This window comes from Candidatus Methylacidiphilales bacterium (assembly GCA_033875315.1).
Taxonomy (GTDB): Bacteria; Verrucomicrobiota; Verrucomicrobiia; order Methylacidiphilales; family CAZTYG01; genus JANRJG01.
On sequence record JANRJG010000003.1, the window covers coordinates 246,664 to 268,263 of the forward strand.

General features: G+C 61.8%; 14 protein-coding genes. 9 read left to right on the plus strand and 5 right to left on the minus strand.

Translation table 11 applies throughout. The annotated features are described in order from the left end of the window. The first annotated feature begins 101 nt into the window (after positions 1–101). Positions 102–362: a translation initiation factor IF-1 gene (gene infA / locus SFU85_01040; GenBank protein ID MDX6765354.1), complete on the plus strand. Its 261-nt coding sequence runs from the start codon at positions 102–104 to the stop codon at positions 360–362. 179 nt (positions 363–541) lie between these two features. Here infA and ychF read toward each other — a convergent pair whose 3' ends face one another. The 3 genes from ychF to SFU85_01055 all read right to left on the minus strand — a co-directional run bounded on the left by ychF (position 542) and on the right by SFU85_01055 (position 4,458). Beyond that, entirely contained in the window at positions 542–1,666 is a 1,125-nt protein-coding gene (ychF, locus tag SFU85_01045) for a redox-regulated ATPase YchF (protein MDX6765355.1), read from the minus strand. A 268-nt stretch (positions 1,667–1,934) separates the two neighbouring features. Then, positions 1,935–3,764: an ammonium transporter gene (locus SFU85_01050; GenBank protein MDX6765356.1), complete on the minus strand. Its 1,830-nt coding sequence runs from the start codon at positions 3,762–3,764 to the stop codon at positions 1,935–1,937. Positions 3,765–3,798: 34 nt separating this feature from the next. Beyond that, positions 3,799–4,458, minus strand: a complete 660-nt coding sequence (locus SFU85_01055) for a DUF4388 domain-containing protein (protein ID MDX6765357.1) — start codon at positions 4,456–4,458, stop codon at positions 3,799–3,801. 156 nt (positions 4,459–4,614) lie between these two features. On the opposite strand from SFU85_01055, the gene SFU85_01060 reads away from it, so the two are divergent. Both SFU85_01060 and SFU85_01065 read left to right on the plus strand, forming a co-directional pair. After that, entirely contained in the window at positions 4,615–5,382 is a 768-nt protein-coding gene (locus tag SFU85_01060; protein MDX6765358.1) for a DUF4388 domain-containing protein, read from the plus strand. 90 nt (positions 5,383–5,472) lie between these two features. After that, positions 5,473–6,525, plus strand: a complete 1,053-nt coding sequence (locus SFU85_01065; protein ID MDX6765359.1) for a hypothetical protein — start codon at positions 5,473–5,475, stop codon at positions 6,523–6,525. A 61-nt stretch (positions 6,526–6,586) separates the two neighbouring features. Here the strand turns inward: SFU85_01065 and SFU85_01070 are convergent, their stop codons facing one another. Next, positions 6,587–7,375: a CbiX/SirB N-terminal domain-containing protein gene (locus tag SFU85_01070; GenBank protein ID MDX6765360.1), complete on the minus strand. Its 789-nt coding sequence runs from the start codon at positions 7,373–7,375 to the stop codon at positions 6,587–6,589. A 43-nt stretch (positions 7,376–7,418) separates the two neighbouring features. Then, positions 7,419–8,828: a DUF2851 family protein gene (locus tag SFU85_01075; protein ID MDX6765361.1), complete on the minus strand. Its 1,410-nt coding sequence runs from the start codon at positions 8,826–8,828 to the stop codon at positions 7,419–7,421. Between SFU85_01075 and SFU85_01080 the strand changes: the two genes are divergently transcribed. From SFU85_01080 to SFU85_01105, 6 genes are all read left to right on the plus strand, one after another. Continuing rightward, a complete protein-coding gene (locus SFU85_01080; protein MDX6765362.1) occupies positions 8,811–10,001 on the plus strand; it encodes a trypsin-like peptidase domain-containing protein in 1,191 nt (396 codons plus the stop codon). The two genes, SFU85_01075 and SFU85_01080, sit on opposite strands and share 18 nt — an antisense overlap. 67 nt (positions 10,002–10,068) lie before the next feature. Further along, positions 10,069–13,044 (plus strand): preprotein translocase subunit SecA, encoded by a 2,976-nt coding sequence (gene secA / locus SFU85_01085; GenBank protein ID MDX6765363.1) that lies wholly within the window; start codon positions 10,069–10,071, stop codon positions 13,042–13,044. A gap of 78 nt (positions 13,045–13,122) precedes the next feature. Beyond that, the gene (locus SFU85_01090) at positions 13,123–15,972 is read left to right on the plus strand and encodes a PAS domain S-box protein (protein ID MDX6765364.1); all 2,850 of its coding nucleotides are present in this window, start codon (positions 13,123–13,125) and stop codon (positions 15,970–15,972) included. Then, complete coding sequence (locus SFU85_01095) at positions 15,969–17,162, plus strand: small ribosomal subunit Rsm22 family protein (protein MDX6765365.1); 1,194 nt, start codon at positions 15,969–15,971, stop codon at positions 17,160–17,162. Before SFU85_01090 ends, SFU85_01095 begins: the two co-directional genes overlap by 4 nt. A gap of 11 nt (positions 17,163–17,173) precedes the next feature. Continuing rightward, complete coding sequence (locus SFU85_01100) at positions 17,174–20,464, plus strand: glycosyltransferase (GenBank protein ID MDX6765366.1); 3,291 nt, start codon at positions 17,174–17,176, stop codon at positions 20,462–20,464. After that, positions 20,461–21,597, plus strand: coding sequence for a glycosyl hydrolase (locus SFU85_01105; GenBank protein ID MDX6765367.1), 1,137 nt, complete (start codon positions 20,461–20,463; stop codon positions 21,595–21,597). The genes SFU85_01100 and SFU85_01105 overlap by 4 nt, the downstream gene beginning before the upstream one ends. Positions 21,598–21,600 lie beyond the last annotated feature (3 nt).

Consider the following 21,600-nt stretch of genomic DNA (forward strand, 5'->3'; position numbering starts at 1 on the left):
AGTGAACAGAATCAAAGCCAGAGGCAGAACACACGGTGCTGCGACCCCAAAATATCCATGGACGCCTTTGGATGCTTCGGCTAATTTCGGGATTCAAAATTATGGCAGGCGAAGTCATCGAAGTGGAAGGAACGGTCCGTGCGGTCATGAAGGGCACCATGTTCAAAGTGGAGCTCGACAACAAGCACGAGGTCCTGGCCCATATTTCCGGGAAAATGCGCAAGCATTTCATCCGACTCGGCGTGGGTGACCGCGTCAAGATGGACATGAGTCCCTACGACCTGACCAAGGCCCGCATCACCTTCCGGGTGCGCGAGCAGCTTCCCGACGGCTACGTCCCGCCCCCCTCCCGTCGGCGTTAGAGCGGAAAAGACAGTTGCACCGCGGAGTGCGCGAAGTGAAAACACCAGGCGATAACAGTCTGGTAAAGCACCTCAAAGACATCGTCCTTGCGTTCAGCAAAATCGCATCCCTGGCTGATTCAAACCCTGAATAACTTCGCGCCCTTCGCGATCTTCGCGGTGAAAGTTATCGCACCCGGTCAGACGTTGAAGCGGAATTCCATCACGTCGCCATCTTTGACAGTGTATTCCTTGCCCTCGATGCGCAGCTTGCCGGCCTCACGGGCTTTGGCGTAGGAACCAAGCGAAGCCAGGTCGTCGTAGGCCACAGTCTCCGCGGCGATGAATCCGCGTTCGAAATCGGTGTGGATCACACCGGCCGCCGCCGGGGCCTTGTCGCCGACATGGATGGTCCAGGCCCGGGTTTCTTTCTCGCCGGTGGTGAAATAAGTCCTCAGTCCGAGCAGATGGTAAACGGAACGGATGAGCGCACCCACGCCCGACTCGACCACCCCGAGATCATGCAGGTAGGCCGCGGCCTCTTCCGGGGTCAGGTCCATGAGTTCGGCCTCAATCTGCGCACTGATGATGACCGACTCGGCCCCGAGGTGGTCCTTGCAATACTGCTCGACCGCCGCCACGCGTTTGCCGGTCTCGGTGTCGCGGCGCCCGGCGGTCACCTCCGGCAGGTCGCTTTCCTTGACATTGCAGGCGAACAATGTGGGCTTGGAGGTGAGGAGGTAGAAGTGCTTGGCCACCGCCCGCTCGTCTTCACTCAAATCACAGGTCAAGGCGGGCTTGCCTCTGTTGAGGTGCGGCTCGAGTTTTTCCAACACAGCGATTTCCGCCTTGGCCACCTTGTCACCGGAACGGGCATTCTTGGCCGTCTTGTCCTTGCGCTTCTGCACGGCATCCAGATCACAGAGCACGAGTTCGGTCAGGATGACTTCGATGTCACGCAGGGGATCGACGGTGCCGGAGACGTGGTGGATGTCGGCATCCTCGAAGCAGCGGACCACTTGGATGATGGCATCCACCTCGCGGATGTGGGCCAAAAATTTGTTGCCCAAGCCCTCGCCCTGGCTGGCTCCCTTGACCAGGCCGGCGATGTCGACCATCTCGATGGCGGCGGGGATGAGTTTTTGCGAACCGGATATTTTTGAAAGGACGGCCAGGCGGGCATCGGGAACGGTGACCACACCCACATTGGGCTCGATGGTGCAGAAGGGGTAGTTGGCCGCCTCGGCCTTGCGCGTCCGGGTGACCGCGTTGAAGAGGGTGCTTTTCCCGACGTTGGGAAGTCCGACAATGCCTGCGCGCAACATAAGGCGAAGGAGTTAAGCGGAAACCGGGCGGGGGCGAAACAAAAAAGGCAGGGCGGATGGAACAGAAGGAAACAAAGATAAGAAAGCAAGGCAGAGATGGGTTACTGCCGGATGATGTATAGCCACGAACATCAGTTCGTGTATTGCGGAAAGGGAAGGGACCAAAAGAACGGATGTTCCTGGCTACAACACTTATGTCAGCACAGCCTCCGGCTTTCAGCCCCCACTTAAAACTTAATTCTTAAAACTTAAAACTCGCCCACCCCCATCACCCCCGTCCGGGGGGAGGCACGATGGCAGGGGCGGCCACCATGGTCCGTTGGACAGGCAATGAGGTCACCAGATCGGGCGGATAGGCCTCGGAGGACATTTCGCTCAGGTCCATACCTTCCACCTGCTGGATGTCGGTGGCGCGGTTGCCGAGGGTCTTCTCCAAAATCATGAAGGTGGTGTAGCCCATGATCCCGACCGCGACCACGCAGGTCACAGTGCCGATGACTTGGGCCACGAACTGGCCGCCATCGCCGTAGAAAAGTCCGGCCACGTTGCCGTCCACTCCGTTGAATCCGGCGCCGTATTTGCCGTTGGCAAAGAGACCTAGGGCCAGAACGCCCCAAGCCCCATTGAACCCGTGGACCGAGACCGCGCCCACCGGGTCGTCGATGCGCCATTTTTCCTCAACGATGTAGGCGGCAAAGACCACCAAAACCCCGGCAACCAGTCCGATAAACACAGCGGCCCAGGAATCGACGAAGGCGCAGGGTGCGGTGATGGCGACGAGGCCGGCCAACATCCCGTTGCACATGAAGCTGGGGTCGGGTTTGGAAAAACGGATCCAGGTGGTGATCATGCCGGTCAGAGCTCCGGCGGCCGAAGCCAGCATGGTGTTCACCGCGATGACCCCGATTTGAACATCCATCCCGGCGAGGGTGGAGCCGGCGTTGAAGCCGAACCAACCGAAGGCGAGGATGAACGTGCCGATCACACCCATGGGGATGTTGTGACCGGGGATAGGGTTGGCCGTGCCATCGGCGTTGTACTTCCCTACCCGCGGACCGAGGATATAGGCGCCGACCAGAGCCAGCGTGCCCCCGCACAGGTGGACCACCGACGAACCGGCAAAGTCGACATGGCCATGGCCCAAGCCGAAGTTCTTGCCCAAAGCTGCCAACCACCCCCCACCCCAGACCCAACCGGCATAGAGCGGGTAGATAAGGGCGCCCACGACGAAGGCATAAACGACAAAGGGCATAAATTTCCACCGCTCAGCCATCGCTCCGGTCGGAACCGTGGCCGTGGTGTCCATGAACACCATCTGGAAAAGAAAAAGGCTGAAGATTGCCCCGGAAAACATCTCGGGCGGGAGGCAAAACCCGGATAGCCCGGCGATCTGGAAGGTTTTTCCGAACAGGTCGAAGGCCAAAGCTTTATTGAGATTCTGGGCAATGTCGGGACCGAGCGTCGCGACCGCTCCGGCGGAGGTTTCCGCTGCCGTGCCTCCCATTTGTATGGCAAATCCACACACCCAGTAACCCAGCATGGCCAGTCCGTAGACCATGAAATTCATCGACATGGTGTGGGCGGCATTTTTGGCCCGGGTGAAACCGGTTTCCACCGCGGCGAATCCCGCCTGCATGAACATGACCAAGAAGCCGCATAGGAGGGTCCACATCAGGTTGATGGCGAGGGTTTGGGCGGTGGAACTGGCGGCCAACGCGGCAAGGTCGATCTTGCCCGTCTCCACCACCGGCCCGGAGGAGGCCGGAGCCGGGGTTGTGACGCCGAGCTTGGCCACTTGTTCCTGCAATTGGACCAATTGTTGGCGGACGCCCTCGGTGCCCTCGGGGGTTTTTTCAGCAACCGCTTTTTCCAAAGCCGCGATGCGATCCTGCATGCCCCGCAACTGCTCCCCGGTGGAAGCGGAAATGCCGCTCTGCATGATCAGCTTCTGCAGATCGATGGTGTCCCTCTGCATCTGGCGGATTTCCGACTGCAGCTCGGAGGCTTTATCTCCGGCAGATTGTTGGGCTTGGAGGGAACTGGAAAAACCGGCCCAAGCCACCAGGACCAGACACACGACTGCGGACAATGATTTCATAAATGGAATAAAAGCACGTTGCGTGCCAGCGCGTTCATTCATGCACCGGCTTGCCCCGCCAGTAGCGCACCTGCTTCGGCGCCGCACTGGCTTCGGGGGCGGCGGAATCAACCGGAGATGGCGGTTCCACCGTCGCTGCCGGGGCACCCGCACCGGGAAGGATTTCGATCAGGCCGAGCAGGCGAAATTTTGCCAGCGTGGCCCGCAGGTCCACCGGGTTCAGTCCCGCCCGCTGGGCGATTTCCAGGACCGTGACCACCCCGTCACACTGGAGTAGCACCGAAAGCTCTTCCGGGGTGGCCTCCAGGCCGTCCAATACCTTGCCGGGCAGGTAGCGCGGCACCTCATGTCCCGCGGGCGCCGCCTTGCGCAGGGCCTGCAATTCCTCGACTTGTTCCTTGACCATGTCGATCAACGCCGGAGTCGGATATTGGGCCAGTGTTTGTTCCGGACTGCTGACCCCGGCTTCGAAAGCGAATGAGCCCTCATTCATGCGGCAGATTTCCTTCAGCGCATCCAGTCCGCTGAATCGCCCCAGGGTCGCATGAACCCACTTGCCCATCTGGAAGTAACATCCCCCGGTCGCGACCGAATCGGTCATGTTCATGAGGTGCAATTGCCCCGTCTGGTTGGAGGAGGACAACAAACGGAACACTTCCACAATACTGACCTGATCGAGAGAACCCTTAAGCATAAATGATGTTTTTTGAAACTAACTGTATTGAACCCTAAAAAGCACAGTTCCCATCCACGATTGCTGGTAAAAACGCGCTTTTGGTGCATAATTCAGCATAAACCATACCCGAACGGCACAAACCGTGCTTCTTAGGAGAAGATCGTGATCTCGCCCATGCCCAGAACCCTTCATGTCGGACTTGCCCTGTGGCCGCGCAAGTCCGCCCAATGGTTTGAACTCGGCTTGAAAACCTCGCCGGATATCCGGGTTTGCCACTTATCCAGTGAGGCGCTCGAATCGGCGACGAAACTCGATCTTCTGGTCATGGACGGCGACCAGCCGGGTCCCGGTTTTCTGGGCAATTACCACGCCTATCTGAAAAGCTTCGGCATCTGTGATCTGGTCGTGCTCGGTCAGCCGGGTTGCCCGTCTTTGATGAACTTGGAGTGGGAACCCGCACGCACCTTCTTCATCGCCAAGCCCTACCTCATCGAGGACGCCCTCAAAACCGTCCAAAACCGTCTGGGTGAAATCGTCCTGCGTGAATCCCAGGTGGCCGTGCCTCCCCCACCTCCCGGCGGCACGGTATCCCCCCAACGCGAAGCCCCCATCAGCAAGGGCAAATCCCTCGGCTACCTCTCGACCCTCCGCTTGGCCGACCTGATCCAGATGCTCTGCCTGAGCAACTGGACCGGGAAAATCGACATCGAAAATCTCGCCAGTGGCGAACGGGGCTATGTCTTCATGGAAGACGGCCACATCCGCGACAGCCGTCACAACCAGCACCAAGGCGAACACGCCTGCCACCAAATGCTGAATTGGGGGCGCTGCAACTTTGAATTCACCGAAGACCTGCGCCCGGAAACCACCACTGTCCATAACCCCTGGCAGCAGATCCTGCTCGAAGGGGCCAGAATCTTCGACGAAGGTCTGCTCAAGTAGGACTCCCGCAGAACCGTTGGCAACAAAAGGCCCCGGACCGGCGACCGCACAGGGATTGACCGGGGCAGTCTGTATCCCTACAGTGTATCCATGCGCTGCCAGTTCATCATGGCCCTGGGGTTGATGCCGATTTTCGGCTTGTCCGCCCAGACCGCCCAGCCTGCATCCGCGGACAGTCTGCCCGCCCTTCCCTCTGTCCAACCCACCTACTCCCCCGAGAATCCCCGGATCTCGACCACTCTTCCCTCCTCCGAAAGCAATTTCAACACCCCCCAAACTTCCCGACGTATGCCCACTCAGGAAGAGTTGGAAAAAGTGCGCAAGGACCGCAATTGGATGGTCGAGGGCATGAAAGAACAACAGGCCGCGCGCAACAGCGAAGCCGCCGCCAACCGCCAGAACACCGACATGTCCGACTCCATCATCGACATGGTCCTGAATAAAAAGAAAAAAACGGATTTGCAGAAGACTCCCGCCACGCGCAACACGCCCCCCACCCAGGAAACCAACAACTCCCCTGAAAAAAAAGCGGGCACGACCAACACCTTCAAGCCCGCCCTTTCCTCCAACGCCTACGAATCCTCGAGTCCGGGCGATACCGGAGCCATCAAGCTCCCCGACAACTTGATGTCCTCCATCCTCCAGGATGAGCGCGCTGCGGCCAAACAGGCCGGATTCCGCGAAAACACCGCCAAACGCACAGGCAAAAAGAACGGTTTGGCAGCCCTCGATGCCCTCAACAATCCCTTCTCCAACCTTCCCATTCCCGAAGACGCCCTTCCCCAAAACCCCAACTCCCTCTCCGCCTCCAGCGCCCGCAACGACCCCTTCCAGGCACCTGCCGCCCCCAACATCAACCCGATGATGGCGCAGGAAAAAACCAACGCCTTCCAACCCTCCGTCACCGCCGGCGCTTCCCCTTCAACGGGCACCGCCGGCACCATGGCCACGCCCACCACCCCGGGCGCCATCGCCATCGCCCCGGCCGGACCCGCCGCCCCCAAAGTCGCGGTGGAGCAACCCTACACCATCCTCCGCGAACAGGAATTGATCCGCCGCCAGCAACAGAGCACCAGCAACCGCCCCAAAGTCCAGGATCTGCGCAGCCCCATCCCCGACCCCTCCGAAGCCCGCTTGTTCTGATCCTGCCTCTGTCCTTTGGGTCATTCCCCCCTGATCTCCACCCCCGATCCATCATTCTGGATCAGGTGCAGCGCGCGGCATCCCGCACCAAGGCCAGCACGACCTCGGCCAATCGTGGTTCCCCACCCAGCGCCCGGGCATACCAAATCCTTCTCCCGTGCAAGTGGGTGGGATTGCGGAAACCTTCCTCCCGCACATTCGCGCTGATCCCCAGCATCACTGGAATGTCCTCGAAGCTGTGCAACCCGTCGGAAATGAAATACGGCACCACCACCACCTGCCGGCAATCGGTCAGCACCGGCCAATCCTTCAAAAACGGCGCCTCTTCCATGAAGGCCCCCTGGCAATCCCCGTAAAGTCCCAACGCCCGCAGCCTTCCCACCACGTCCATCACCACCGCCTTCGAATTCGGATTGCGCGGGGTGCCATGGCCCGCCACCAACAGACACGTCGTCGCCGGATCCACCGGCGTTCCCGCCAGCACCGCTTGGGCGCTTTTCAACAGCGCCTCCAGCATGTAAGGGTGCCCCCCGATGGGGTCGCAATACACGATCTCCCGCCCCTGCCGGCTGGTCACGCGACCCTCCAAACCAAACTCGCGCGGCAGGATTTCATTCGTGAAATAACCCTCCGCTGTGAACAAAGGGACGATGTAGACCTTGCGTGCGCGCACCGCCGCCAGGGCTTCCCGGAACGAGGGCTGTTCCTTCCACAAGCCGACGTGAACTTCGGCGAAATGCCCCATCGCTTTGATTCGCTCCGCCTGCTCCCAGGCCGGACGGCTGGAATCCCCATTCACCGTCGAACCGTGCCCGGCCAGAATCAGGGCTGCATCGGAAAATTCGGCCATGCCCCACCCTTAGCCCCGCTCTGGCCGTACGCAATGCCCGCATTCACCCGCGCGACCGCCATGCCCGCACCCATGAGGGAAAATCACAACCCAGGCACTGGCGATGGTCGCTCAGGCAGAAATCCTGGTAAATCTGGATCAGTCCCTCCTGCTCCAGGAATTTCAGTCCCGCGGGGCGGCGGCGCCCGAAAAGCCGCACCGAAGCCCGGTGCTCCGCGAAATTTTCCGTAGCCGCCGGCGCCGCTTCCAATACCGCCCGCACCCGCTCCGGTGCATCAGCCCAGGCCGCGGGCCAGGCTGTGTTGAACAAAAAAGATCGCACCCGGCCGGGGCCCACCAAGGCCAACGGCTTCGACAACACCCGACCACTCCAGGCCAGCCGCCTGCTCCAAAACGGGTGTTCCAATGTCTCCAGCAATGTCCCGATCCCCTCGGTATCCGCGGCTGCCACCCCGCGCATCAAGCGCCCCCACATCCCCGCCCCACCCACGGCCGAAAGAACCGCCATCCTGCGCTCCGGACGGTTGACCGGTCGCTGCCCCCTTCGCACCCAACGGCCTGCAGGCAATTCCGGATCCCCCTCCCCTCCGCGCTTCCGCCACCAAAGATCCCAAACCCGCCTCGGCCATTCCTTGCCCGGCCCGGCTCCCAATCGGTCGGGCAACAACCCGGCCACCCCATAAAGCCATGCCTCGCGTTCCAAACCAGTCCGCCAACCCACCACCCGGGAGATCGGCAAGCGGCGCGCCAGCCAACCGAAAGCATCCCGGTTGGCCGCATACCCCAGCGCATCCGCCAAACCCTGCCATAGCGCCTGATCCCTCCCGACCAGGTTTTCCCGCGCCCGGAACCGTTCCACCCTGCGGAAAAAACGGAACCACCCCGCTTCGCGCATCAAGCCCCGTCGCTCTTCTTCGGACAATCGGGCCAGTTCCTCATGGCAACGGCCCAGCCGGGCCCCCGCTTCCCGCTCCGCCGCCGTGCTCCGGAAGGCCCGCCGCGCTTCCATCAGGCTTCCCTTCAATTGCGGGGCCAAAACCACCTGGCGCACCCGCCCACCCGCGCTGTTCAACGGGAAAAAAGACTCCGGCCCCGCCTGCCAGACCACATGCAGAATCACCGGATCATACTGCCGGTCCCGGTCATGGTGGTGCCGCGTCCAGTCCCGGGGCTCCAAATGCACTTCCACCGCCCCGCACTCCACCACCCCCGCTCCCGTGCGGATGGCGGCATGGGAAAAATCCGGACCTCCCCCCTTGTTCCAAAAACCGGGTTGCAATACCTCCACTTCTTCCCCCTCCGTCGTTCTCAAGGGCGAACGATACGCCTGCTCGAACCACAGGCGTTGGACCTCCATCTCGTCCAAGGGCTCCCCTCCCGGCTCCTCGCGCAGCACCCAGCCCCGGTATTGCGAACCGGGTCCTTTTTCATTAATGTGAATCCCGAACGCCACACCGACGATCTAACCGCCATGTATTTTCCTTGCCAATCCCTAAAGACAATCCGGGCCGCTGCCGGTCTCGCCGCCCTCACCGCCATCCTTCTGGCCTTCTCCGCCCCCGCGGCCCGGGCCCTCACACCCGAGGAAGAACCCGTCGTCCAAGTGGTCAAACTCACCCGCCCCGCCGTCGTCAACATCTACACCGAGGTCCTCCAACAACGCCGCGTGGTCGACCCCATGGATTCCTTCTTCGAACAATTCTACGGCTTCAGCCGCGGCGGACGCATCCTCCAGGTCCCCGTCCGTAGCCTCGGCTCCGGCGTCCTCGTCGACCCCAAAGGATACATCGTCACCAATGAACACGTCGTCGCCCGCGCCAAGGACGCCAAAATCAAGGTCACCCTCTCCGACGGCACCGACTACGAGGCCAAATTCCTCCGCGACGACCCCGACCTCGACCTCGCCCTTATCCGCATCCAGCGCAAGGACCCCTTCCCCATCGTCGATGTCAACCAGATCTCCCCCAACCTTCTCGGCCAGACCGTCATCGCCATCGGCAACCCCGTCGGTTACGAAAGCAGCGTCAGCCAGGGCATCCTCAGCGCCAAGGACCGCAGCCTGACCATCGAAGACAACACCTACGATGCCCTCCTCCAAACCGATGCCGCCATCAATCCCGGCAACTCCGGCGGACCGCTCGTCGATATCTCCGGGAAATTTGTCGGCATCAATTCAGCCAAACTCGGCCAGGCCGGCGTGGACAACATCGGCTTTGCCATCCCCGGCGAGCGCGTCCGGGCTTTCGTCAACGATTCCATCGCCATCGCCGAGGGTAAAAAAGCCGAGCCCCCGCCCGTCTCCCTGACCAAAATCATCCAGGACAAACTCGGCCTCAGCCTGCAGGAACTCGATCCCGACCTCGCCTCCTCTTTCGGCTTCCGCCCCGGCTCCGGCCTCATCGTGGTCAAAGTCGACAAGGACGGCCCCGCAGGCAAAGCCGGCGTCGAACGCGGCATGCTCGTGACCGCCATCGGGGCCTACCGCGTCCGCACCGAGGCCGACATCCCCCGCAATATCCAGCGACTCAAAACCGGCGACAAAATCAAAATTTCCATCTCCCTCCTCATCCGCAACGGCCAGATGCTCGCCACCCGCTCCGGCATGGTCGAATTGACCGCCCAATGACCCACCCCCGGGTCCCTCCTTTTTCATCTGGGCATCGGCCCAATCCCCGCTACGTTTATGGGCTCCCATGATTCAGTGGATTTTGCACAAAATTGTCGGCACCCGGAACCAGCGCGAAGTCAAACGCCTCCGCCCCCTCGTGGCCCGGATCAACTACTTTGACGAGGAATTCCGCACCCTCTCGGACGAACAAATCCAGGCCAAGACCGCCGAATTCCGCAACCGCCTCAAACAGGGCGAAACCCTGGACGACCTCCTTCCCGAGGCCTTTGCCACTGTCAAAAGTTGCTGCCGACGCTTCACCCAGTCCGGCCGCGTCGTCAATGTCCGAGGCCAGGATATCCCCTGGGTCATGATCCCCTTCGACGTCCAGCTCATGGGTGGCATCACCCTCCACCAGGGCCGCATCGCCGAGATGGCCACCGGCGAAGGCAAAACCCTCGTCGCCACCCTCCCCACCTACCTCAACGCCCTCAGCGGACGCGGCGTCCATGTCGTCACTGTCAACGACTACCTCGCCCAGCGCGACAGCGAATGGATGGGGGAAATTTACCGCTGGCTTGGACTCACCGTCGGCTGCCTCCTCCACGGCCAGTCCCCCGCCGAACGCCGCCAGCAATACGCCGCCGACATCACTTACGGCACCAATTCCGAATTCGGCTTCGACTACCTCCGTGATAACGGCATGGCCACCAGCCAGGCCGAACTCGTCCAACGCGGCCACTTCTTCGCCATCGTCGACGAAGTCGACAGCATCCTCATCGACGAAGCCCGCACCCCCCTCATCATCTCCGGTCCGGCCACCGTCAGCACCCACCAGTACGACAAATACAAATCCACCGTCGCCAACCTCGTCCGCCGCCAAAGCGAGGAATGCTCCCAACTCGCCAACGAGGCCAAAAAACTCATCGACGAAGGCCGAATGCCGGAGGCCGGCCGCCTCCTCCTCAAAGTCAAATTCGGCATGCCCCGCAACAAGATCCTCCTCAAGTGCCAGGAGGAACCCGAGATCCGCCGCGCCATCGACGACGCCGAACTCGAGCTGTATCAGGACACCCGCCGGACCGAACTCTACAAAATCAAGGAGGAGCTCCTCTTCACCATCGAGGAAAAAAGCAGCGAGGCCGACCTCTCGGAAAAAGGCCGCCAATTCCTCGATCCCAGCGACCCGGACAACTTCGTCCTCCCCGACCTCATCACCCTCAACCACGACATCGACTCCGATCCCTCCCTATCCGAGGAGGACAAGCTGCGCAAAAAACAGGAAGTCCAGGCCGCCTACGACGACTCCAACCAGCGCATCCACAATATCTCACAACTTCTCCGCGCCTATTGCATTTACGAAAAAGACGTCCAATACGTCGTCCAGGACAACAAGGTCATCATCGTTGACGAATACACCGGCCGACTCATGCCCGGTCGCCGTTGGAGCGACGGCCTCCACCAGGCGGTCGAGGCCAAGGAAGGCGTCAAGATCGACCGGGAAACCCAGACCCTCGCTACCATCACCATCCAGAATTACTTCCGCCTCTACGAAAAACTCGCCGGCATGACCGGCACCGCCGAGACCGAGGCCCACGAATTCAACGACATCTACAAACTCCAGGTCGTCACCATGCCGACCCACCGCCCGTGCGTGCGCAAGGACGCGGACGATGTCATCTTCAAGACCCGCCGGGAAAAACTCAGCGCCCTCATCACCGACATCAAAGAACGCCACGCCAAGGGCCAGCCCATCCTCGTCGGCACCACCACGGTCGAATCCTCCGAAGTCATCTCAAGATTCCTCAAGCGCGAAAACATCCCCCACAACGTACTCAACGCCAAATACCACCAGTCCGAGGCCGAAATCGTCGCCCGCGCCGGGCAGAAGGGCGCGGTCACCATCGCCACCAACATGGCCGGCCGCGGCACCGACATCAAACTGGGCCCCGGTGTCTCGGAAATCGGCGGCCTCCACGTGGTCGGCACCGAGCGCCACGAGGCCCGCCGCATCGACCGCCAGCTCCGCGGACGCTGCGCCCGCCAGGGCGACCCGGGTTCGTCCCAATTCTACATTTCCTTCGAGGACGACCTCATGCGCAACTTCGGCGATTCCCGCCGGATCTCCGGCATGATGACCCGCCTCGGCATGGAGGACAACGAGGGCCTCCAACACCCCTGGCTCAACACCACCGTCGAAACCGCCCAGAAACGGGTCGAGCAGCGCAATTACCAGATCCGCAAACACACCCTGCAATACGACGATGTCATGAACCAGCAGCGGATGGTCATTTACACCAACCGCATGGACATCATCGAGTCACAGGACTGCCGCACCGAATTGTTCCAGGTGGTCAACGATGTCCTCGACGAGGAAACCGCCCAGCGATTGGAGGAAGACCACCGTGATGTCGAGGGCCTCATCCGTTGGCTCAACACCACCATGCCCCTCGGCCTCCGCCAGGAAGACCTCGACTGGACCCAGCCTGTTTCAAGTCTCGCCGCAGCCATCAAGGAACGTGTGCGCAAGGCCTACGAACTCAAAACCCGCTTTGAGAATCCCGAGGCCCTGCAGGCCATGGAACGCATGATCCTGCTCAACGCCATCGACCGCCCCTGGCAGGAACACCTCTACGCCATGGACGGCCTGCGCACTTCCATCGGCCTGCGTGCCTACGCCCAAAAGGACCCGCTCATCGAATACAAGCAGGAAGCCTACGCCATGTTCGAGGAGTTGATGCGCACGATCAAACGCGAGACCGTCCACAACCTCTTCCGGTCCACCACCAATCTCGCCGCCTTTGAGGACTTCCTCCGCAACCTGCCCCAATTCCTCGGCCGCGGCCCCGATCCCGAACTCGAAACCCGCCCGCCCGAAACGCGCGAGCCCGGCACCGAACCCGCCGCCAAACCCGACATCACCCTCCCCATCCACCGGGAAATCCCCAAAATCGGACGCAACGATCTGGTCACCATCCGGAAGGGCTCGGAAACCCAAACGGTCAAATTCAAGAAAGCCGAGCCCCTTCTGGCCCAGGGCTGGGTTCTGGTCAATAAGTGACCCCTCCGCCTGCCCCCAACCTGCTCAAATCGTCTTCCCATCCTCCAAGGTCCTGCTAGTCGGGTATCTGGAGTCGATGTGAACCGGACCGAACCCCCCCACCCATCCGCGTCCCTCACCGAGGATCTGCCACCGGAATCCTCCCTCCGCGCCTTTCTCGCCCTCTCCCCCCTTGTCGGACGCGATTTCTTTGCTTCCCTGGTCACGGAACTCTGCCGATGCCTCGACGTCAAACACGCCCTGGTCGCGCAAACCCAGGAAGGACCGGGCCCGATGCTCGAAACCGTGGCCGTCTCCACCCGCTCCGAAATCCAACCCAATTTTGTTTACCCCCTCCGGGGCACCCCCTGCGAAAATGTCCTCGGCCGGGTCCTTTGCCATTATCCTTCCGGCATCCGTCAACGCTTCCCCGATGACATCCTGCTGACCCAGATGGGCGTGGAAAGTTATGTCGGCATTCCGCTCTTCGACACCCGCCACAACCCCATCGGTCTCGTCGCCATCCTCCACGATCAACCCCTGGAAAACCGCCCCGACATCGGCCCGACCCTCACGCTCTTCGCCTCCCGGGCCGGTGCCGAATTGTCGCGGCTCCGCGCCGAAGCCGATATCGGCCGCAACGAAGCACGATACCGGTCCATCCTCAACAGCCTCGGTGAAGGCATCCTCATCTACCACCGCAGCGGCACACTCCTGAGCTGCAACCCCAGCGCCTGCACCATTCTCGGCCTCAGCGAGGAAATCCTCAAATCCATCCCCTACAACGACCCCTCCTGGAAACTCTGCGATGCCGACGGGAGCCCCCTGTCTTCGGCCGAATTCCCCATCGCGACCAGCTTCCGCACCGGCCAGCCTGTGCACGATTCTATCATAGGACTTCACACCAACCGCCGGGGACTCCGTTGGCTCCAGATCAACGCCACACCCGTCTCCCACAATCATCCCGACGACACCGATCTCGTCACCGTATCCTTCTACGATATCACCGAGCGCCGGGCTTCGGAATATGCCCTCCGACTGAGCGAGGAACGGTTCCGCACCCTCGTACAACATTCCCCGGACGCCATCGTCGTCATCGACGCCCACACCCTCAAATTCGTCGACCACAACCCCCAGGCCCAGAGCCTGCTGCTCATGTCCAGCCAGGAACTGCGCAACTGCGGACCGATCGAGGTCAGCCCCGAATTACAACCCGATGGCATGCCCTCAGCCGAGAAGGCCATGGCCGTCATCCAATCCGCCGTCCGGGGCAAAAACATCATCTTCGAATGGCTCCTCCGCCGCAAAACCGGGGAAAATCTCCTGTGCGAGTTCCGCCTCATCCGCCTCCCCTCCCCCGACCGTGTCCTCCTCCGCGGAAGCATCACCGACATCACCGAACGCCGCCGCTCCCAGGAACGCTTCCGCATCATGGCCGAACAAACCGGCCAGCTCGTCTACGAATACGACATCACCGCCGAGGACATCGTCTGGTCCGGCGCCATCTACCGCGTGACCGGCTATTCCCCGGAAGATTTCCAAAAAATGAACATCGAGCGCTGGGCCGAGTCCATCCATCCCGACGATCGGGACCACTCGGTCAAGACCCTCGAACACGTCATCCGCCACGGCAATCGTTACGATGTGGCCTACCGATTCCGCCGCCAGGACGGCTCCTGGATCTACATCGAGGACCACGGGGTCGTTCTGCGCGATGAAAACGGACGCCCCACCATCATGCTCGGGACCATGAAGGACGTCACCGACCAGAAACGCCACGAAGAGGCCACGCGCGCCCTGGAGAACCAGCTGCGCCACTCGCAGAAAATGGAGGCCGTCGGCACCCTCGCCGGCGGGGTCGCCCACGACTTCAACAACATCCTCGGCGCCATCATCGGCTACACCGACCTGGCCTGCATGGAACTTCCCGACTCCCACCCCGCCCGCTCCCACCTCGACGAATCCCTCAAAGCCTCCCAGCGCGCCCGCGATCTGGTCCGCCAAATCCTCACATTTAGCAGACGCCAATTACACGAACCCAGCCCCATCGCCCTCGCCGACTGCATCGAGGAATCCACCCGCCTGCTCCGCGCCACCTTTCCCGCCAGCATCCGCCTCTCGGTGGAAATCGAGACCCGGCCGACCATCATGGGTGACTATTCCCAGATCCAACAGATCCTCATCAATCTGGCCACCAACGCCTCCCACGCCCTGGACAACAACATCGGCCATATTTCCCTCGCCCTGCACGCGCGCGAAGTCGAGTCCCACCGCCCGCCCGGCGTTCTGCCCGGTCTGGCCGCCGGCCCCTATGCGGAGATCTCCGTCTCGGACAACGGCCACGGCATGGATACCGCCACCCTCAAGCGTATCTTTGAGCCCTTCTTCACCACCAAAAAACCCGGCGAAGGCACCGGCCTCGGACTCGCCGTCGTGCACGGCATCGTCAACGAGCACCACGGCGGCATCGAGGTCGAGAGTGAGCCCGGGGTCGGCACCACCTTCCGCGTCCTCCTCCCCGTCGCCCAGGGCACGGGCAAAACAGAACAACCCTCCACTCCCTCTTTGCCGGGTGGCGGCGGCCAAAGGATCCTCCTCGTCGACGACGAGATAGACCTCACCAAGGTGATGGGCAAAATCCTCACGCGTCTCGGCTACCAGGCCACCATCTACAACGATCCCATCGAGGCCCTGACCCGCTTCCGTTCGTCCGCCGACAGCTTCGATCTGGTCATGGTCGACCTGAACATGCCCGGCATGACCGGCATCGATCTGGCCAAGGCCATCCACCAGATCAAACCCGCCCTGCCCATCCTCCTCGTCACCGGATACGGCGGCGATTGGACCCAGGATAAAGTCGCCGAATTCGGAATCCGCGCCGTGGTTTCCAAACCCGTGACCTTCCAACAACTGGCCAGCCTCCTGCACCAATACCTGACAGCCTCGTGAAAGCACCCGCCCTTTATCCCTCCCACCTGGAGGCCTGGTGGTTGGAGCGGTTGCAACACCGCTACGGCGACACCCTCCCGGCCCGCCTCTACGCCCGCACCCTTCCCCACATCCGCCTGGTCAGTGATTCTTTCACCCGCGACCGCGCGGACCAATTCCGCAAAAGCTACCAGGAACGGGAAAATCTCCTTGCCTACGGAACCTTCTTTTTTCCCCAAACCTACAGCCGCGTCCTCCTCGTGCTCGAGGAGCTGAGCCGGGTCCACGGTTGGAAGCCTCCGACCGGCGGCAAATGCCGCGTGCTCGATTTGGGATCAGGCCTGGGCGCCGGCTCGCTGGCCGTGGCCGATCACCTGCGCCCCCATCCGGAAGGACTGGAAATCACCGCCGTCGAACAACACAAAACCTGCACCGAATCCCACCAGAAACTCATCCGGGACCTGGGTGCTTACGGAAACCCGCTGCGTTGGAACTTTCTTCCGGGAGATTTTCGCGAGATCGACAACTGGGCACCACGGCCCAACTATCGATGGAACCTGATTTTGCTCAGCTTTTCCTTCAACGAGGCTTTCGCCGATGCGCCACCCGAAGCCGCCGCCGAGTGGCTCCACCAGGTCCTGGGTCGATTGGAATCGGGCGGATTGCTGGTGGTCGTCGAACCGGCCCTCAAGGAAACCGCCGAAAGCCTGGAGACCGTGCGCGATCTGCTACTGGCCCATGACAAAAACCACATCTGGGCCCCCTGCCTGCACCGTCAATCCTGCCCGGCACGAAGCGGCGGACAATTCTGGTGCCATGAAGCCCGCAAATGGTCGCCGCCCGCTTCACTCGTTTTGCTCAACTCCTCCCTTCACCGCGAGATTGAAACGCTCAAATTCAGTTTTCTGGCCCTCTCCCGCACCCCGCCTCCGGCACGCGATCAAGGCCCCGGCACCACCCGCATGGTTTCCCCGGTTTCCAAGACCCAGGGGCGCATGCATTTCCACGGCTGCTCGTCCGACGGCGACATCCACCATTTCGACCTGCTGACACGCCACTTGGATGCTGCAGGGAAAAAAGCCTGGTGGGCACTGGAACGCGGCAGCATCCTGAACGGATTGGCCACGCAAAGTTTGGGTGGTGATAAAGCCCTGCGTCTGACCGAACCAGACGGATTCAAATCCAGTGGCGCACCTCACTCGGTTGGGTAAGGTATCTCTCCATGTCCCTGTCTCCGAACCTGCCCCGGTTCGTCTTCCACGATCCCGGCCAAAAGCGCTGGTCCTTCCTCAAATGGGTGTCGGTCGCACTGGGTGCCGTGGCCCTCTTGGGTTTGTCGGCCTTTGTCTGGTCCCTGGCCGCCCCTCCCCGCCTCAATCTGCCTGCGGACCTGCTCCGGTCCCGCCAGATCCTTTCCGTTGTTCCTGCACCACTCCACCCCCCCGCTCCCAACCCGGTTTCGGCGACAGCCCCATTATCCTCCCCGCAGTCCGCCGCATCCGGTCGTCCCATCATCTTCGCCTTCGCCGATCCCGATGATCCCGCATCTAACCAATCATTAGAAAGCACAAATTCCCCCATCACCCACCTCATCTTCGATGCCATTGAATTGAGCTGGCCCAACGGCGATCTCCATAGCCGTCCCGAAGCCTTCCGTCCCCTGCCTTCTTCATGGTCGGGCAAGTCCCTCATTCTGGTTTTGAGCAACAACCACGACGGCTCCTGGCGTCCCGAAGCCGTGGAAGATCTCTCGCGCGCGCCCCGCGCGGCCTGGGACCGGCTGGCCGAAAACCTGCTCGCAGAATTGAACCGTTTGCACGCATCTGGAGTGCTCCTGGATTTTCGCGAACTCGGTCCGGAGTCTGCGGTCGATGTCAGCCACTTGATCGCCCACTTGAGCCAATTCCTGGCGGCATCGGGAAAAACCTGCTGGCTGTCCACCAGCCCAGGCCATCCGCCTTGTGATGCCAACCTCCTGCCGTCGTCCGTCACCTGGATGGCCCGCTTCGACCTGCTTCCGTCACCCGATGCCTCTCCCGGCCCGGCATTGCGGCCCGAGACATTGCCCCACTGGCTGGATTGGATGAGCTCTCTGCGACCCGCCGCCCAGTGGTTGGCCTGCTTCGATGCCCAAAGCTATGATTGGACCGCAGGCCAGGAGGATGCCGAAAGCCTGTCCTTCGTCGATGCCATGGCCCGCGCCCGCAACGCCAAGGTGGTCGCACCGGAATACGACCGCGGTATCCCGCACTTCGCCTACCTCGAGGACGGGCAGACCCATGAGGTCTGGTTTCCTGACGCCGCCACGCTTCACAATCTCGCCCGCCCTGCCCTGGCCGCGGGCGTTTCCGGAGTCGGGGCCTACGAACTGGGCTCGGCCGACCGCAGGACCTGGGCCGCTCTCGCCGCCGCCAGCCTTCCTCCCGGCGAAGTCGACATCCGCGCGCTCGAACCCCTCCCCGGCGAGGAGGAAATCGCCCACATCGGCGAGGGTGATTTTGTCACCGTCTTGGAAGAACGCCTCGATGGCCGTCGCACGGCCCGTTTTGACAACCATGGGCGGCTGGCCTTCCACTACTTCAACTTTCCCGCCTATCCCACCCTCTTCCACGAGGGCGAAGCCGCCACGGACGAAGTGGCCCTAACCTTCGACGACGGTCCGGATCCCCGATGGACCCCGCGCATTCTCGACATACTCAAGGCCCGCGGCGTCCATGCCGCATTTTTCGTGGTGGGCAAGAACATGGAGGATCATCCCGATCTCGTGCGACGGATGATCGCCGAGGGTCACGAGGTGGGCCTCCACACCTACAGCCACCCCAACCTCGGCCTCCAGCCTGACGCCCGCATAGAATTGGAACTCAATGCCACCCAGCGCCTCTTGGAATGGGTCAGCGGACGTTCATCCATTCTCTTCCGCCCTCCATTCAACGCCGACACCCGCCCGCGCAACACCACGGAAATCCGCCCCCTGGCCATCGCCCAGGACCTGGGTTACATCACCGTATTGGAGAGTATCGACCCCGAGGACTGGCAGGAACCGGGAGCGGCGGCCATCCTTGAACGCATCAAGGCCATCCGGGCCAAGGGCAACATCATCCTGCTCCACGATGCCGGAGGTGACCGCAGCCAGACGGTCCAGGCCCTGCCCGCGATTCTGGACTGGTTGCAGAAGCGCGAGGACCGGATTGTTCCTCTCTCGGTCCTCCTCGGACAAAGCCGGGATACCCTCATGCCCTGGGCCATTCCCTCACAAGACCGGTTGGGACAACGAATCTCCGAAACCGGTTTCTTCATGCTCACGCACGGGAAAGACGTCCTCGGAACACTCGTCGCCGCGGCCGCCGTGCTGCTCATCCTGCGCAGCCTTGCCGTCGCCATAGCCGCCATCAGGCAATCCCGCCTGCCCGAGGCTCCCCCAGGACCCTTTCCGCCGGTCAGCATCATTCTGCCCGCATTCAACGAGGCCAAGGTGATTCGTAAAACCCTCGATTCGCTCCGGGCCACCGATTACCCCGGCGATTGGGAAATCGTCGTCGCCGACGATGGTTCGACGGACGCCACCGCCCAGCTGGCCGAAGAGACGGCCGCTTCAGACCCCCGCATCCGGGTTTGCCGACTGTCCAATCGCGGCAAATCGAATGCCATTGAGGCCGCCATGGCCCATGCTTCGCGCGATATCCTGGTCTTCATCGACGCCGACACCCTCTTCGAAACTTCCACCCTCCGTCATCTGGTCGCACCATTTTCGGACCCCAGGGTGGGAGCGGTTTCCGGTCACGCCCGCGCCGGCAACACCCGCACCTGGCTGGCCCGCTTTCAGGATCTCGAATACACCTGCGGCTTCAACCTCGACCGGCGTGCCTACGACCTCTGGAATGCCATCACCGTGGTCCCCGGCGCGGTGGGGGCATTCCGCCGGCAGGCGGTCGGGGAAGCCGGCGGCATCCATCACGACACACTGGCGGAAGACACCGATCTGACCCTGGCCTTGCACAGTGCCGGCTGGGTAGTCCGTTTCGCCCCCAAGGCCACCGCCTGGACCGAGGTGCCGGAAACACTCCGCGCCCTCTACCGTCAACGCTTCCGCTGGGCTTACGGCACCATGCAATCGGCTTGGAAACACCGCCACCTGATGTTTGATCCCTCCCGCCCCGGCCTGGGCTTTATCGCTCTGCCCGGAATCTGGTGGTTCCAGGTCTTCATGGCCATGGCCTCTCCCGTGGCCGATATCGCCCTCCTCCTCGGTCTGCTGTTCGGGGCCCCCTTGGGCAGCCTTTCTTACTTGGCGATTTTTTCCCTCAGCGATTTCATCATGGCCTGGCTGGGGTGTTGGATCGACCGCCGCCCTTGGACCACGGCCCTGCTCATCCTGCCCATGCGAATGCTTTACCGCCCCTTCCTCGCCATGGTGGTGTGGCGCGCAGTCGTCACCGCCTGTCGTGGTGTCTGGGTGGGTTGGGGAAAATTGGAACGCTCGGACTCAGTCTCCCTCAAGGAGTGTGCACGATGAAAAAAAACCTGGCGCTCGGCCTGTCTGTTTTCGCCCTGGGAACGGCTCTCCTTTGTTGGTGTCTCCAACCCGTCTCCTCCCCGTTGACTCCCGCCGATCCACCGCAACACCCGCCCAAGGGCGCGTCTCTCCTCAGTCCCACTTCCGGTGTCTATTCCGGTGCCTACCTCGATTGGGGCGAAAAAGAGGACGCCGTCACACTGGAAGGAATTGAATACTTCGAAAAAATGGTGGGCAAGAAGTTGGCCATCGTCGCCTCTTCCAGTTACTGGGGCGAACAGACCTTTCCCGCCCGCAATCTGCGCATCATCCGCAACACCGGGGCGGTCCCGCTGGTCTATTGGTCGCCATGGGACCGACCTTACGACCAGAATCATCCACCGGATCGCTTCAGTTTGACCCGGATCATCTCGGGTGAGCACGATGCCTACATCGACCGGTGGGCCGATGAGGCCGCCCGATTCAACACCCCCCTGTTTGTCTGCTTCGGCCTCGAGATGAACGGCACCTGGTTCCCGTGGTCCGGCTGCCATTATGGCGGAGGAAAAATCACCCCCGGTGGAAAGGTCTATGAGGGCCCCCAAACTTTCATCAAGGCCTACCGCCACGTCGTCGACCGGGTCCGCAGCCGGGGCGCTGGCAACATCCTCTGGGTTTTCCACGCCAACGACTACAGCTACCCCAACGAGGATTGGAACAATATGGCCAGTTACTACCCCGGCCGCGAATACGTCGATTGGCTGGGGCTGAGTGTTTATGGCAAACAATTCAAAGACGACAAATGGTGCGATTTTGAACCCCTCCTGCGCTGGTCCTACGCCGATCTCTGCGCCCTCGACCCCTCCAAGCCTGTCATGCTCGCCGAGTGGGGTGTCGGCGAATTCCCACGTTCGGGCAGCAAGGCGGCCTTCATTGAAGAGGCCCTGCGCCGCATCCCCTCCTACCCTCGCATCCGCGCCGCGGTTTTCTGGCACGAACGCTGGCAAAACAGCGATGGCTCCTACAGCAATCTCCGGGCGGATTCCAGCCGGGACAGCCTGGAAGCCTTCCGCAAGGGCATGGCTTCCCCCGCATGGCTTGACCGACCCCAGTGGACTTCCCGTTTGACCCCAACCAGATCGACGCCACCATGATGG

What these genes read in the sequence shown, in the direction of transcription:
- infA (MDX6765354.1), top strand. Translation starts at nt 102, where the DNA reads ATGGCAGGCGAAGTCATCGAAGTGGAAGGAACGGTCCGTGCGGTCATG.
- ychF (MDX6765355.1), bottom strand. Translation starts at nt 1,666, where the DNA reads ATGTTGCGCGCAGGCATTGTCGGACTTCCCAACGTCGGGAAAAGCACC.
- SFU85_01050 (MDX6765356.1), bottom strand. Translation starts at nt 3,764, where the DNA reads ATGAAATCATTGTCCGCAGTCGTGTGTCTGGTCCTGGTGGCTTGGGCC.
- SFU85_01055 (MDX6765357.1), bottom strand. Translation starts at nt 4,458, where the DNA reads ATGCTTAAGGGTTCTCTCGATCAGGTCAGTATTGTGGAAGTGTTCCGT.
- SFU85_01060 (MDX6765358.1), top strand. Translation starts at nt 4,615, where the DNA reads ATGCCCAGAACCCTTCATGTCGGACTTGCCCTGTGGCCGCGCAAGTCC.
- SFU85_01065 (MDX6765359.1), top strand. Translation starts at nt 5,473, where the DNA reads ATGCGCTGCCAGTTCATCATGGCCCTGGGGTTGATGCCGATTTTCGGC.
- SFU85_01070 (MDX6765360.1), bottom strand. Translation starts at nt 7,375, where the DNA reads ATGGCCGAATTTTCCGATGCAGCCCTGATTCTGGCCGGGCACGGTTCG.
- secA (MDX6765363.1), top strand. Translation starts at nt 10,069, where the DNA reads ATGATTCAGTGGATTTTGCACAAAATTGTCGGCACCCGGAACCAGCGC.
- SFU85_01100 (MDX6765366.1), top strand. Translation starts at nt 17,174, where the DNA reads ATGTCCCTGTCTCCGAACCTGCCCCGGTTCGTCTTCCACGATCCCGGC.
- SFU85_01105 (MDX6765367.1), top strand. Translation starts at nt 20,461, where the DNA reads ATGAAAAAAAACCTGGCGCTCGGCCTGTCTGTTTTCGCCCTGGGAACG.